The organism is Photobacterium sp. ABD4_091 (genome assembly GCF_056160145.1).
This window is the reverse complement of record NZ_JBSWWQ010000002.1, coordinates 1,528,967-1,542,674: the sequence shown is the minus strand read 5'-3', so window position 1 is coordinate 1,542,674 and position 13,708 is coordinate 1,528,967. Positions and strand designations below refer to the sequence as shown.

Genomic DNA, 13,708 nt, shown 5'->3' with positions numbered 1-13,708 from the left:
AGACCCTATTTAGTAATTTTTTGAAAACGGGGTTTCACGAGAGACAACCCCTCAACATGATTTGGTGTGAAATAGTGGATGTTAGAAGAGGCATCTATGATTTGGCGGGCTTCTTCAAGGCAAGTGATAACGTCAGATGCAATAAACTGATTTACTACGTTACCGAGAGCCGATGCTTCAGTTGGCTCCGTGGACACTTTGATTTGGCAAACATCAGCGCACAGTTGGTTTAGGAATTGATCTTGAGTTCCGCCACCTACAATGCGTAATTCAGTGATAGTTCGTCCGGTCACTTCTGTAAGTTGTGCGATGACTACGCTATAGGCAAGGGCTAGGCTGTCATAGATACAACGGAACACTTCCGCCAAGGTCTCGGGACCCGCTTGATTGTGCTTTTGGAACCAGCATTTCACCGCTTCAGTCATCGATGACGGGTTTAAAAAGTCGTTATCGTTTGGGTTCACTAAGTACTTGAACGGTTCAGCTTGGCGCGCAAGATTGGCGATATCAGCAAAGCTAAGCTCAGGGTTTTCGGCTTTTACTCTTTGGATAAGCCATAACCCCATAATGTTTTTTAATACACGATAGCGTCCGTCGACACCGCCTTCATTGGTCAAATTAAAGCGGTATGCAAGGTCACCGGTAAATGGGCGCTCACTTTCAATACCAAGCAATGACCACGTGCCTGAGCTCAGGTATGCCATGTTTTCGTTGGCTAAAGGCGTGGCTGCAACTGCAGAAGCGGTGTCATGACTGGCCACAGAGCAAACAGGGATGTCAATACCATCTACTTGATACTGTCCAATGATCCGATTTGGCATTTGTGGCGGTAACAGCCACTCTAATTTAGCGCCGCATGCATCAATGAGTTGTTCATTCCACGCTTTATCCTTGCAATCCAGCAATTGGCTGGTGGAAGCGTTGGTGTATTCGCAGTGCTTAACCCCTGTCAGCTTGTAGTTTAAGTAGTCAGGGATAAATAGCAGGGTATCAATACGGTTAAACCATGAAGGTTGCTGATCGGCAATTGCGCGCAGTTGATATAGAGTATTGAAGGGTAGAAATTGAATACCCGTTTGTTTATAGATTTCTTCGCGTGAAAGTTGGGTGTTATCAATCAATCGGTCTAATACACCTTCGGTGCGAGCATCGCGATAACTGACAAATTCCCCTAGATGTTGACCAAACTTATCGAGTAAAACAAAATCAACGCCCCATGTATCGATCCCTAACGAGATCACTTCGGTGCCTGAAGTGATGACTTTATTGATGCCGATTTTGATCTCTTCCAAGATTGTGTAGAGATCCCAACAGGATATATTTCCATGCATCACTTGCTGGTTTTGAAACCGATGGAATTCTTCTAAAGCTAATTTTTCATTGTTGAGATACCCAACCATGACACGGCCACTTGACGCCCCTAGGTCGATTGCAATCACAGCTTTATTCATAATGATTAATACCTCTCGTTCTTTATCGGTATTACACTGTTTTTGGGCTGTTATTAACTTAAAGAAATGGCGCTAAAACGTGTTTGAGCTGCATTTATTCCAAGGAACTCTTGCGATGATTCAAACTTTTATAACTCGTTTTTTTGTGACAGACAAAGTAGGGGATATAAAGGTTATTGGTTTCTGTAATGACAAAAAAGCCAAACTCATCAAAGGTAGAGCTTGGCTTTCAACTATATGATTTTAAAATAACTATCTACAATTAATTGAGATAAAACACCTGTTCAAGATTAATTGCTTGGGGTGAATCATCAGGGTTGGTTGCCATGATATCTTGCATAAATGCCCACCACCTTTGGCATGCCTCGGTGCTCGCAACTGCCTCCCATTGTGCTTCATCTTCTATTTCCACATAACCAAAAAGTTGATGTGTTTTTTCATGGAAAAATATGGAGTAGTGATGACTACCATGGGTTTTTAGCACATCAACGAGTTCAGCCCAGATTTCATCATGCCGTCTTGTGTATTCTTCTTTGCAGCCCTCATTGAGTTGCATGACAAAGGCTTTACGAATGAGATTACTCACGATTTTACTCTCCGTTATTTATCACGCTGAGTGATCCATGTTGTTGCAGCGATGAAGTAAATGATTGTTGGATAAATCGCGAAGTCTTTAAATGCCTGGAATGCTACTTGGTAATCACCTCCGGCTCCCCATACTTTAACTGCCGAGATGAAGATTGCTGCCAAGGAAGTTAGTGCTATCACCCCGGTTACTTTTTCTAATGTACTTGCTTGTTTGATGGTGTCCTCTTGTAGCTCTTCTTGTTTGGCTTCGATAGCATGACGTTCATCCTCTCGTTTGAGTTCTTCATGATATTGAGCTTCTTGCTTGCTGTAGTCTTCAGCTGCCCTCATTGATTTTGCTAGACCAATATAAACAGCCATAGATAGCAAGTAGGTTGGCACAAATAAGAAGAACAAATGTAGGATACCGAGTCGTTCACAAGTGACCGCAAATACCACACCGATTGCCCATGTCATTAATGCTGCTTTGTTGAGGTCGTTACCTTGGTATTTTGACCAAAGTGGAGTGAGGCCAATTTTCTTAAACACCCAGTGCTCTGAAACAATGATTGCGCCTACGGGGGCGAGAAGCAGCCCCATGTAGCCTACAAAATCCAAAAGTCGGGTAAAGACAAAAGGAAAACAAGCAATAATGACAGTGACTACACCAACAATGGTCGTGATATAGGCACGAGATTTGTTAGGGAAGATACTTTGAATTGCGAGACCAGCACGATAAATTGTAGGGTTTGATGTTGTCCATCCCGCGATGATTACCGCAATAATACCTGTAGCCCCAAGCGCGGCATGAGCGATCCCGCCAGCATCTAAGTTAGACATATTGGTATCGAGCAACAGCATTGCACCAGCGCCCATGATGCCAGCACAAATCCATGCAACGTAGTGGCCAAAGAACATGCCAAAGGCAGAGAAGTAGCCATACTTTGCACTCTTGGCAAAGCGAAGAAGAGCCATATCACCTAATGAGCCATGCATGGCGAGATTACATACCCAAGCAAAGGCAGCAATTTGCCAGAAGGTCAAAGAAGGTGAACCGTCTGGGGTTTGTCCGGTCCAGATGTATTGATCTGCTAATGAAATGAACTGACCAAAGCCAGTGAACGTTTCACCATTACCAAAATAGCTCAGTGCCGGAAGAGATACCATGCCGCCGGTTACAAAGATGACCAATAGCCAGGGCGAACATACCGTCGCAAATTGCGCGCATTTTTTAAAACCAAGAACGGCAATAGCTACAACGATGGCACCAACGGCCAAAGCAACCGCAACAAAGGCGCCACTGTCAGGATACCAATGGGTTTGTGCTGGTATGTTAAACAATATTCGCACTGCGGAGGCTGAGACGGTAATCATCGCTCCACCCAAAGCACAGAAAAGAACAGCGTTAACCACGTTGTATACTTTATTAAAACCGGGGCCCGCAATTCTTCTGAGGTACTCATATACGGTAAGACGTGATTGAGTTGCAATTGGTGCGGTAATGAGTGCCCAAGTAAGTACTGCCATGAAGTTACCCACGAGCAAACCCATTAGAATGTCAAAGGTGCTTGCTCCCCATGCTACAAAGGCTGCACCAATAACAAATTCGGTACCGGCTACGTGTTCGCCGGAGTAGGTGCCCAGAAAGTGTCGCCATCCAAGCAATTTGTGTTTGGGTACCCGTTCTTGTTCATATTCACTGAGTTCTATCTTTTTGTCTTCTGTCGCCGTTATTGTTGTAGACATCGTCGTCTCCTTGCCATTCGTAAGCTTTAATTGCTATATCCTTTGTTTCCTATCGACCCATTGTCATTGGTTAAGCTATACATTGCTGGTTCATAGGAGCCCTAATTGAGGGCTGTTGTGGTTAGCTTACAAACCCCAGAATTTATAACCTTGGCAAAATAACACAGTACTCTCATTTGGATAGTGAATTTATGGAGATCGGCAATTGCGTGTTCACAGTTTAATAAAAAAGCAAAAGATCAGAGAAAAAGTGGGAGCATCTGCTTAGAAAGGTAGAGAAAAACACTCTAAGGTAAAGTCGTCAAACAGAGGTGATGATATGATCTTTTTAAAGTCCAATGAGTTCTTTTTAAATTCGAGCTGCCCAGTAACTACAGAGCTCCGAACGCCTCAGGAGCCCTTTCCTGAACATGCTCACTCCTTTGAAGAGATAATCATTGTCTCAGCAGGTAATGGCACACATGTCATGAATGACGTTCCCATGAATTTAAGTAAAAACTACGTGTGCTTTGTGAAAAAAGAAGATCGACATCTTTTCGATCAAGTGGATGATCTATACCTAAGCAATATCCTTTTTGAAAAAGACAAATTGTCATTAAACTCTGCGATTAAAGACTTCATGCCTTATGATTCTGACGATGATCATGGCTGGTTTATCAACGAGAAAGCAGCGAAACGCGTCGATCAATTGGTTGAGCAGCTGCATGTTGAATCGCATATTGACAGCATAGAATCTCAAATTATCGCCCAATCAATTTTTCAGCAGATTATCGTTGAATTGTGGAGAGGGAAAATCAAAGATATTAATCTGCTGAATAACAATGATAGGGTGATCTTTGCTTTGTCCTATATTAATCAAAATTATGCAGACTTAAATGAAATTGAAAATGTAGCGGAACGGGTGCAACTTTCTGCTCGTCAGCTAACCAGTAGTATCAAAAAGCTGACTGGAATGAACTTCAATCAATACTTACATTACACAAGAACAAGTAAAGCCCTCTCCGATATTCTCTATACCGACCAACCCATTACAGAAATCGCGTTTGATGTGGGATATCAAGACAGTAATTATTTCTCTACTAAGTTTAAGCAAGTTTTTAATCTAACGCCAAGGGATGCAAGAATGCGTCGAACAAGTAGGTAATTTATGAGCCGCTTTCTTTTTCTAAACCACATTTATAGTTTTTTGAGTACTAAAGCTTTTCATTTGAAGAGAGTCGGCTAGTAATACTCGTTTCTTGTCTCAAAATATTATTCTTCGGGATCACACTTACTCTAAATACTTACCTTGTCACTATTCAACCATGGCATGTAACGCTTTATTATGACGGAGTGTACTCATTGAATAGGACAAGGAAGCCATGAAGAACTCGTTTGATCACGCTTTACCTAATGCTCAAGGTTATTTTGGTGAATATGGCGGCAGCTTTATTCCCGAAGAGCTGCAAAAAGTGATGGAGGAGATCACGGCTGCCTATGATGAGTGTCGCAAGGATCCCGCCTTCCAAGAAGAATTGGCGCGTCTTTACAAGCATTTTGTCGGGCGTCCGAGCCCTATTTTCCATGCCGAGAACTTATCGGCGAAATATGGTGCGCCGATTTACCTAAAGCGTGAAGATCTCAACCATACTGGTGCCCACAAGATTAACCACTGCTTGGGTGAAGCTCTGGTAGCTAAAAAGATGGGCAAGAAGAAGCTGATTGCCGAAACTGGTGCTGGCCAGCACGGTGTGGCTCTGGCAACTGCAGCGGCATTGGCTGGATTGGAGTGTGATATCTACATGGGTGAAGTGGATATCGCCAAGGAGCACCCGAATGTCGTTCGGATGCGTATCCTTGGTGCCAATGTGATCCCGGCAACCCATGGCCGTAAAACACTCAAAGAAGCAGTGGATGCTGCGTTTGAAGCTTACCTCAAAGATCCTATTAACCAGCTATATGCTATCGGCTCTGTAGTCGGCCCGCACCCATTCCCTATGATGGTGCGTGATTTCCAGTCGATCATCGGAAATGAAGCGCGCGTTCAGTTCAAGGAGATGACCGGAAACCGGCCTAACAACCTTGTGGCTTGCGTCGGCGGCGGGTCAAATGCGATGGGGCTATTTACTGCGTTCTTGGACGATCAGAATGTGGCTATTCACGGGGTCGAGCCAGCAGGCCGTTCTATGGATGAAGTCGGTGAGCATGCGGCAACCTTGTCGTTGGGTGAGCCGGGTATTATGCATGGCTTTAAGTCTTACATGCTAAAAGACGAGAAGGGCGAGCCTCAGGAAGTCTACTCAGTTGCTAGTGGCTTGGATTATCCGTCGGTTGGACCGCAACATAGCTACCTTAAAGATATTGGCCGGGTTAACTACGGTACCGCGGATGATCAGGAAGCGATAGATGCTTTCTTTGAGCTATCACGCTGCGAGGGGATTATCCCAGCGATTGAGTCAGCCCATGCCTTGGCCTATGCCCTGAAAATCGCCAAACAGGGTGAAACCGGGTCAATTTTGATTAACCTCTCTGGCCGCGGCGATAAAGATATCGACTTTGTGGTTGAGCACTACGGCAAAGACTATGGCATTGAGTCACTGATCTAATTCGATTCAAATCTGGAATAAAATGGAAAGCCAGTAAGTTAGACTTGCTGGCTTTTCCTATTAATTAATGCCTTCAGGTGTTTTTTCTCACCTTGAGCAACTCTATCCAGTGCGAGATTGACAGTGTTGAGCCCGAACCAATGTGCAATTGGCAGCTTAGGTTAGCAGTGACTATCTGTGATGGATGGTTAATGGTTAGCGCTTTAATTTTGTTATTTCTTAACTGAAGACTGGACTCTGGTTGTAGCAAAGAATAGGTACCGCCTGATCCACAACAGATTTTATTGTCTTCTATAGCAGAGAATGTTGCGCCAAGTTGGCTGAGGATTTGCTTGGGGATTTCATCTTTGCGTAGGCCATTCCTTAGTGAGCAGGGTGTATGTAAGGCTAAGTTTTTGTACTCCCCATTTAGCGTGAAGTGTGAAAGCTGCTCGTCTTCTGTCAGGATAATTTCACCGATATTCTTCGTAAGCTTGCTCACAACACTGGCTTTCTCGGCATATTCTGTGTCGTCAGCGAGGTGTTTGACGTATTCCCTCACCATAAGCTCGCAACTCGAAGACATTGAAATAATGGCTTCCGCCCCTTGCTCAATCAATGGCCACCATGCATCGATATTCGTTTTCATGCGTTGCTGTGCTTTTTTGTTATCGCAAAGGCTGGCATGAATGGCTCCACAGCATTGTGCGGCAGGGTGCTGCTGGGTATCAATCCCCAAAGCCGACAGTAAATCCATGGCGGCTTGGTTGGTGGCAGGCTGCACTACATCTTGCGCACAGCCAGTGAGTAAGATCACGAACCTGTGCTTATTAACCGGTTTGGGTAATTGATCTTCCTTAACCGCGACGGGTACCTGTGGTTTGCTGTTGCTGTTGCTGTTGCTGTTGCTGTTTGTTGGTGGGATTTTTATCGCGATAGGGCTAGGCAAAATAGGCTTTAATCGTTGGCCGATAGAGAGTGCCAATGAAAATCGATTTGGGTAGGGGAGAACCTGCTTTATTGCCCAGCGTAACGCCCGTTCCTTCCAAGGGCGGGGATATTCATCTTCAAGCATGCTACGGGCAATGTGGATCAGTTGGCCGAATTCGATACCTGCGGGGCAGGTGGTTTCACAACTTCGGCAAGCGACGCATAAGTCTAGGTCTTTGCGTTGCTCTACTGTTAGCGTTTTTCCCTGCAAATAATCTCGAATTAAATAAATCCTCCCCCTCGGCCCACGGCTTTGGATGCCAGACTCAATGAATGTTGGACATGTTGCATTGCAAAAGCCGCGGTGGACACAACGCTTGATAATCGCTGCAGCGTCAAGGGCTGGTTGTGATTGGCTGAACTTATGATCAAGATCTGTAAGCATGCGATTCCCTTCTGAACATTTGCCAACAAGCGCCTAAATCCTCGCCTTGGTCAATTTGTAAACAATAACGTGCAATGTATCTCACTTTAGAAAGTTCACTTTGACTTTAAATAGTTATAGATCAATAGTCAATTTATTGAATACTCCAAATTATGATTATTGAGTCAGAGAGAGTGAACCAGAGACTCATACCTAACCGTGAATACCCAGATGATGAGTTAAGTGAGGGGCTATGTTGGATTATCCGTTAATTGAAAAGAAGCTCGAAAAAGCATTAGGTTCAGCGAAAGTATCGACATTGAAGCAAGACCTTGAGGCTAGCAGCCATGATACCTGGCCATTGATGACCAAACTCAATTTGCTAGATAAGCACCCAAATATGGCTGACATTGTTGTCAAAGCTCAAAGTGATGACGATATCTGCCAAGTGCTGGCACTGGCCAATGAGGACAAAGTGCCAGTGACCGTAAGGGCTTTGGCTTCGTCGGTAACTGGACAGCCCCTGCCAACTAAAGGTGGGATCGTCTTGGATATTTCAGAGATCCCCAGTAAGTTCAGCCTCAATGAGGAGAACATGACGGTTACCGCGACTTGTAGCCAAAATGGTGGGGATCTCGAGGATTTACTTCAAAAACAAGGGTGGACACTAGGCCATTCTCCCCAGTCACTGTATCGTTCAACGGTTGGCGGGTGGTTGGCAACCTTAGCAACTGGGCAGTTTTCTTCCCTTTACGGTGGCATTGAGGACTTGGTCGTTGGCTATGAGGTGATTTTGGCAACGGGTGAAAAAATGTCACTTAAAGCTAATCCACGGGCGGCGATGGGACCGGATTTACGCCAGATCTTTCTAGGTTCAGAAGGCACATTAGGCGTCATTACCTCAGTGACCCTAAAAGTGTTCCCGCAAATGGAAGCTGAAGCCTTCATGACCTACGCCATACCGACGGTCAAAGACGGTTTGGCCCTGATGCGGGAAATCACAGCGTCAAACCTGAAACCTTTCCTGGTTCGTTTTTATGATACCGAGGAAGCAAAGCATGCCATGCAGGATAAAAGTTTCGACTCTCCAGTATTGTTCCTAGGAAGCCGGGGATTGTCGACCATGGTTGATGCTGAGCAAAGTGTCCTGCACCAGTTAGCTGAAAAGCATGGTGGTAAGGCGATCGGCCCCGAAGGCACGCTTGGCTGGATGGATCGTCGTTTTGATTTTTCAACCGTTGAGAATTTGCTGGCGACAAAAGGGGGCTTTGGTGAAACCATCGAGATTGCCCACAACTGGGACTCCATCCATCCATTATGGGCAGACTTAAAGCAAGCTCTCTCACCGTTAGCCAATGAGGTTATTTCCCATTTCTCGCATATCTACAACCAGGGGACGTCTATGTACGTCATTCTGCTTGGTCAGGAAGCGGATAATGAAGCTGCAGTCGCTCGGCTGGAAGAAATTTGGAAAACCACAATGGAAGTGTGCATCAAGCATGGTGCAGAACTCTCACATCACCATGGCGGTGGTTTAGCCCGCTCTCCATACAGCCGCCGCTCAATTGGCGAAGCTCACCTCATCTTGCGTAAGTTGAAAGCTGCGCTTGATCCAAATGCGATTCTCAACCCAGGGAAATTGGGTCTTGATTGATGTTTACCAGTTACAAACCGGCAGGTAGATAAGGATGCCTGCCGGCCCTCTAATGAGCCTTGGCTGAAAAAAGACAGAGAAGATAAGCCTATGAGGCTCACCCTACACAACTAAAAAAGGACATGAAAGATGGATAGCTTATTCAATATCAGTGTCATGGGTTTACTCGGATCGTTCGCCGGAGGTTTTTTAGGCGCCGTTTTTGGCGGCTTGGTGGCATTTGTTTTTACGGGGATCGCGATTATTGTCGGTATTGCCATTATTATCGGCAGTGGTGATTCCGCATTCCTTGATTTAATTGGGCTTGGGCCAGTATTCGGGCCCCATATTTCTTTTGCTGGTGGTGTTGCAGCAGCTGCTTATGCATCACACAAAGGTTGGCTGGCAAATGGCCGAGATATCGTTACGCCATTGGTTAGCCTCAGCAGGCCGAGCGTGTTGATGGTCGGTGGTGCTTTTGGCCTCGGGGGGTATTTGGTCCAATCTATCCTTGCGGGTATAGAAGGTATTGGGGCTAATACCGATTCAGTCGCCTTAACCGTCGTATTATCTGCGATAGCGGCACGTTTGATGTTCAGTAAGTGCGGGATTATAGGTCAGCACTGTGAGGGTAAGCATGGGTTAGACCGCTTTAAAACTTCAGAACAGCATTCGTGGCTTGCTTACCAAGATACTTTCCCGATGACAATCATACTGGGGGCGTTCGTGGGCGCGATGTCGGCATGGTCGGCACTGGAATTATTAAAGGCTTATCCGGAAGCTCCCGGGGTTATTTTCTTAGGCTTTGCCATTTCTGCGATATCCCTCCTCTTTTTAGCGATGAATGTCCTTGTTCCGGCAACCCATCATATTACCCTAGTGAGTGCAGTGGCTGTCTCGTTGTTTATTGGCGTGGTGGAAAGTGATGTCCTTCTCGTCATTATCGGTGCCGTTTCTGGGTTATTTGCTTCAGTACTCGGCCAACTGTTCGCACGTTTCTGGTTAATCCGGGCTGATACCCATATCGACCCACCGGCAAGTGCAATATGGCCGATGACAACAGCGCTGATCCTAATTTCTCTGGTCGTTAGTAAGTAGTGAATACAAGGAGTGAGTCATGAGCAAATATATTTTGGTAATTGATGCTGGGACAACAGGTATTCGAGCCCTAATTTACAATGAGCAGAGCCAGATCCTGTCGCAGGCGTATACGGAATTTCCCAACTATCACCCTGAGCCTGATCGCGTCGAGCAGGATGCCACTGAAATTTGGCTTGCTGCAAAAGCGATGATAGCCCAAGCCCTCAAACATATTTCACTGCAGATGAATGATATCTCTTGTGTGGGTATCACTAACCAACGGGCGACAACAGTAGTTTGGGATCGCAATACTGGAGAGCCGGTGACAAGGGCGATCGTTTGGCAGGACACGAGAACCGCAGGACGGGTTCAGGAACTCGCGGAGCAATGGGGAGAAAAAGTATATAGCCGGACAGGTTGGGCACTAGCCCCTGTTTATTCTTCCCTCAGTTTAGAGTGGATGATGGACAATGTTGAAGGCATCAGGGAGCGCGCCGAGGCGGGAGAGTTAGCGTTCGGGACAATAGACTCATGGTTGGTATATTGCCTGACTGGCAGCGAAAAGCATGTGATCAGTGCTTCGAATGCCTCTGTGACAGGATCTTATGACCTAACCCAGGAGCAATGGTATGAAGAATGGCTCGAGGAATTGAATATCCCGCTATCGATGTTCCCGGAGGTCTGCGATGACTCTGCGGTTGTGGGTTTAACTGATGAGCGAGTTGTCGGCGGAAGTGTTCCTATTTCTGGCATTATTGCTGACCAGCATTCAGCGCTGTTTGCCCAGGGTTGTACTAAGGCAGGTATGATCAAGTGCACCCATGGCACAGGTACTTTCCTTGATATGTTAGTTGGCGATAAGCCAGTCATTGATGTTAATAGTGGCATTTGCTGCCAGATTGCGTGGCGGAAGAACGGAAGAACCCATTATGCGCTGGAAGGTTATGCGGGATGTACCGGCTCTGCCGTCCAGTGGCTGCGTGATGGTTTGCAAATCATTGACTCATCAGCGGAATCGCAATCGGTAGCGTCCAAAGTCGATGATAATGGCGGTGTCTATTTTGTCCCTGCGCTGACTGGTTTATCTGCGCCTTACTGGGATCCCTATGCCCGGGGAACGATGTTTGGTATCACGCCGGGCACAACCCGCGGCCATGTTGTCAGGGCAACGCTTGAAGGCATTGTTTACTCTATTCGTGATTTCATTAATGCCATGCAGTCGATATCAGGCTTTGATATCACGCAAATGTCGGTTGATGGTGGCGCCGCGAAAAATGACCTGCTGGTACAGTTCCAGGCCGATCAACTGGGCGTCACAGTGATACGTCCGCGCAATGTGGAAGCGACCAGCTTAGGAGCGGCTTTGATGGCTGGGCTTGGTGCAGGCGTTTGGAAAAGCGAAGATGAGGCTTTTTCTATCGGCAGGAATAAGCAGACCTTTGTCCCCCAAGTTGATAAAGCAACACGGGAGAAACAATACCAAATGTGGAACCGGGCTGTTCAGCGTGCACAGGGATGGAGCAAGTGATGAAAAGAGCGACGTTACATGATCTATCGAGTACCGTTTTCGATCTTGTTGTGATTGGTGGCGGTATTACAGGCGCTGCCACTGCAAGGGATGCAGCACTGCGTGGATTGAAGGTTGTGTTGGTGGAGAAAGAGGATTTTGCCTCAGGGACATCAAGTCGATCCTCAAAATTAATCCATGGCGGCTTGCGCTATTTGGAGACTTACCAGTTTGGCTTAGTTGCCGAATCAGTCCGGGAACGTGAAATGGCGCTGAAGCTGGCGCCTCACCTTACCAAGGTACAACCATTCCTATACATGTTCTATGAAGGTACGCCTGATAAGAAATGGTTGCTGAACCTCGGGTTGACCTTCTACGACTTTGTTTCGGGTAGCTGGAACAAACGGCGCCATAAAATGTTAAGCAAAGAGCAGGTGTTAGCTCGCCAGCCAGAATTTAGGCAAGAGGGGTTGCGTGGCGCTGCAATGTTCTACGACGTATCGACCGATGACGCCAGGGTAACTTTAGATACGGTCAAAGGGGCTGCAGAGCATGGTGCCCAAGTTATTAACCATTGCGAGGTGACGGGGCTGACATTCAATGACAACCAATGTAATGGGGTCAAAGTTGTCGATAAGCTAACAAGTCAGCAAGGGGTAATACGCGGGCATTATGTGATTAACTCTACAGGGCCTTGGAGCGATAACATCCTGCGCTTTGAACAGAGCGGCTCAAAAGTATTACGCCCGACCAAAGGCGTTCATATAGTACTGAGAAAGCAGGACTTCCCATTGCACTCCGCTGTCTTTATGCGTTCACCGGATGATGGCCGGACGGTCTGGCCAATACCCTCAATGCAAGATGATAGGGTGTTTATTGGCACCACGGATACTACTTATGAAGGCGATCTGAATAATGTCCATCCAGAAAAGGAAGATATCCAATACCTTTTGAATGTGGCTAACCATTTAATGCCCAACAAAAAGCTCACAGAAGATCATATTGTTGGTTCTTGGGCGGGCTTAAGGCCGTTGATTGCCCCTGCCGAAGATGTGAACAACAGTAAAACGCCCCGGGAGCATCAGATATTACGCAGTGATTCTGGGGTATATTCCATCGTTGGCGGTAAGCTGACCAGCAATAGGGTGATGGCAAAACAGCTGCTGGATAAAGTGGTCAAGCAAGATCAGAACAAATACCTAAGGCCAGATCTCTTGCCATACCGGGCAAGCAAGATCCCTATCTCGGGAGCATGTGAACCCTCGCAAGCAAATAGCGCGGGTAAGGTGAAGTATGTCGCCAATGAGGTAGTCGCCAAATTGCAAGCTGGTGGTGTGCCATATCGGCTAGCACAGGCATGGGCGTCTCGGTATGGCCACAATAGTATCCTTATTGCTAAATATTGGGACAAAGGAGCTCAATATAAACAAGCACTGGGAGCCCGGGATTTGACGGCCGCTGAAGTTCATTATTGTGTGCAGGAAGAGGCGGCTTGTTCATTGAAAGACCTGTTGGTTCGCAGGACTTCCGCTTTCTTCTGGGATAAGGATGGGGGGCTTGAACAAATAGGCCTCATCGCCCAGGAGATGCAAGGGTTACTGAATTGGACGGAGGAAGAAAAGCTCTCTCAAATTGACAGTTACTATGACTTGGTGAGAAAGCATCGTCCAAAAGCTGTTCCTAAGCCAGCCAATGAACCCCAGGGTATAGCTCAACCTGTATACGATTAACCATTACAGATTTTTGTGCGTTATTATAGTTCCCAGCCTAGATGACCACTGTCTAGGCTGTTTTTTTGTTCGCTAG

Annotated in this window: 11 protein-coding genes; 7 read left to right on the top strand and 4 right to left on the bottom strand. The window is 46.4% G+C overall.

Annotated features, from left to right (window positions below):
- Positions 1-5 precede the first annotated feature (5 nt).
- Positions 6-1,451, bottom strand: a complete 1,446-nt coding sequence (gene rhaB / locus ACXAGQ_RS21390; protein WP_475256568.1) for a rhamnulokinase — start codon at positions 1,449-1,451, stop codon at positions 6-8.
- Positions 1,452-1,530: 79 nt separating this feature from the next.
- Between rhaB and ACXAGQ_RS21385 the strand changes: the two genes are divergently transcribed.
- Positions 1,531-1,692, top strand: coding sequence for a hypothetical protein (locus ACXAGQ_RS21385; RefSeq protein ID WP_475256566.1), 162 nt, complete (start codon positions 1,531-1,533; stop codon positions 1,690-1,692).
- Positions 1,693-1,713: 21 nt separating this feature from the next.
- Here ACXAGQ_RS21385 and rhaM read toward each other — a convergent pair whose 3' ends face one another.
- On the bottom strand, positions 1,714-2,037 hold the full coding sequence (gene rhaM / locus ACXAGQ_RS21380) for an L-rhamnose mutarotase (protein ID WP_475256565.1): 324 nt from the start codon (positions 2,035-2,037) through the stop codon (positions 1,714-1,716).
- A 14-nt stretch (positions 2,038-2,051) separates the two neighbouring features.
- Positions 2,052-3,764 (bottom strand): purine-cytosine permease family protein, encoded by a 1,713-nt coding sequence (locus tag ACXAGQ_RS21375; RefSeq protein ID WP_475256563.1) that lies wholly within the window; start codon positions 3,762-3,764, stop codon positions 2,052-2,054.
- Between the two features lie 319 nt (positions 3,765-4,083).
- Between ACXAGQ_RS21375 and ACXAGQ_RS21370 the strand changes: the two genes are divergently transcribed.
- Both ACXAGQ_RS21370 and trpB read left to right on the top strand, forming a co-directional pair.
- The gene (locus ACXAGQ_RS21370; protein WP_475256562.1) at positions 4,084-4,908 is read left to right on the top strand and encodes a helix-turn-helix domain-containing protein; all 825 of its coding nucleotides are present in this window, start codon (positions 4,084-4,086) and stop codon (positions 4,906-4,908) included.
- A 217-nt stretch (positions 4,909-5,125) separates the two neighbouring features.
- Positions 5,126-6,349 carry a tryptophan synthase subunit beta gene (gene trpB, locus ACXAGQ_RS21365; RefSeq protein ID WP_475256560.1) on the top strand — a complete coding sequence of 408 codons (1,224 nt, stop codon included), beginning with the start codon at positions 5,126-5,128 and terminating at the stop codon, positions 6,347-6,349.
- A 73-nt stretch (positions 6,350-6,422) separates the two neighbouring features.
- Here trpB and glcF read toward each other — a convergent pair whose 3' ends face one another.
- The gene (glcF, locus tag ACXAGQ_RS21360; protein WP_475256559.1) at positions 6,423-7,703 is read right to left on the bottom strand and encodes a glycolate oxidase subunit GlcF; all 1,281 of its coding nucleotides are present in this window, start codon (positions 7,701-7,703) and stop codon (positions 6,423-6,425) included.
- Positions 7,704-7,935: 232 nt separating this feature from the next.
- Between glcF and ACXAGQ_RS21355 the strand changes: the two genes are divergently transcribed.
- The 4 genes from ACXAGQ_RS21355 (at position 7,936) to ACXAGQ_RS21340 (ending at position 13,632) form a co-directional block, all read left to right on the top strand.
- Entirely contained in the window at positions 7,936-9,336 is a 1,401-nt protein-coding gene (locus tag ACXAGQ_RS21355; protein ID WP_475244775.1) for an FAD-binding oxidoreductase, read from the top strand.
- A gap of 129 nt (positions 9,337-9,465) precedes the next feature.
- Positions 9,466-10,413 (top strand): DUF7973 family transport facilitator, encoded by a 948-nt coding sequence (locus ACXAGQ_RS21350; protein ID WP_475244776.1) that lies wholly within the window; start codon positions 9,466-9,468, stop codon positions 10,411-10,413.
- A gap of 19 nt (positions 10,414-10,432) precedes the next feature.
- Complete coding sequence (locus ACXAGQ_RS21345; protein ID WP_475256557.1) at positions 10,433-11,923, top strand: FGGY family carbohydrate kinase; 1,491 nt, start codon at positions 10,433-10,435, stop codon at positions 11,921-11,923.
- Positions 11,923-13,632 carry a glycerol-3-phosphate dehydrogenase/oxidase gene (locus ACXAGQ_RS21340; protein WP_475256556.1) on the top strand — a complete coding sequence of 570 codons (1,710 nt, stop codon included), beginning with the start codon at positions 11,923-11,925 and terminating at the stop codon, positions 13,630-13,632. Before ACXAGQ_RS21345 ends, ACXAGQ_RS21340 begins: the two co-directional genes overlap by 1 nt.
- The last annotated feature ends 76 nt before the right edge of the window (positions 13,633-13,708 follow it).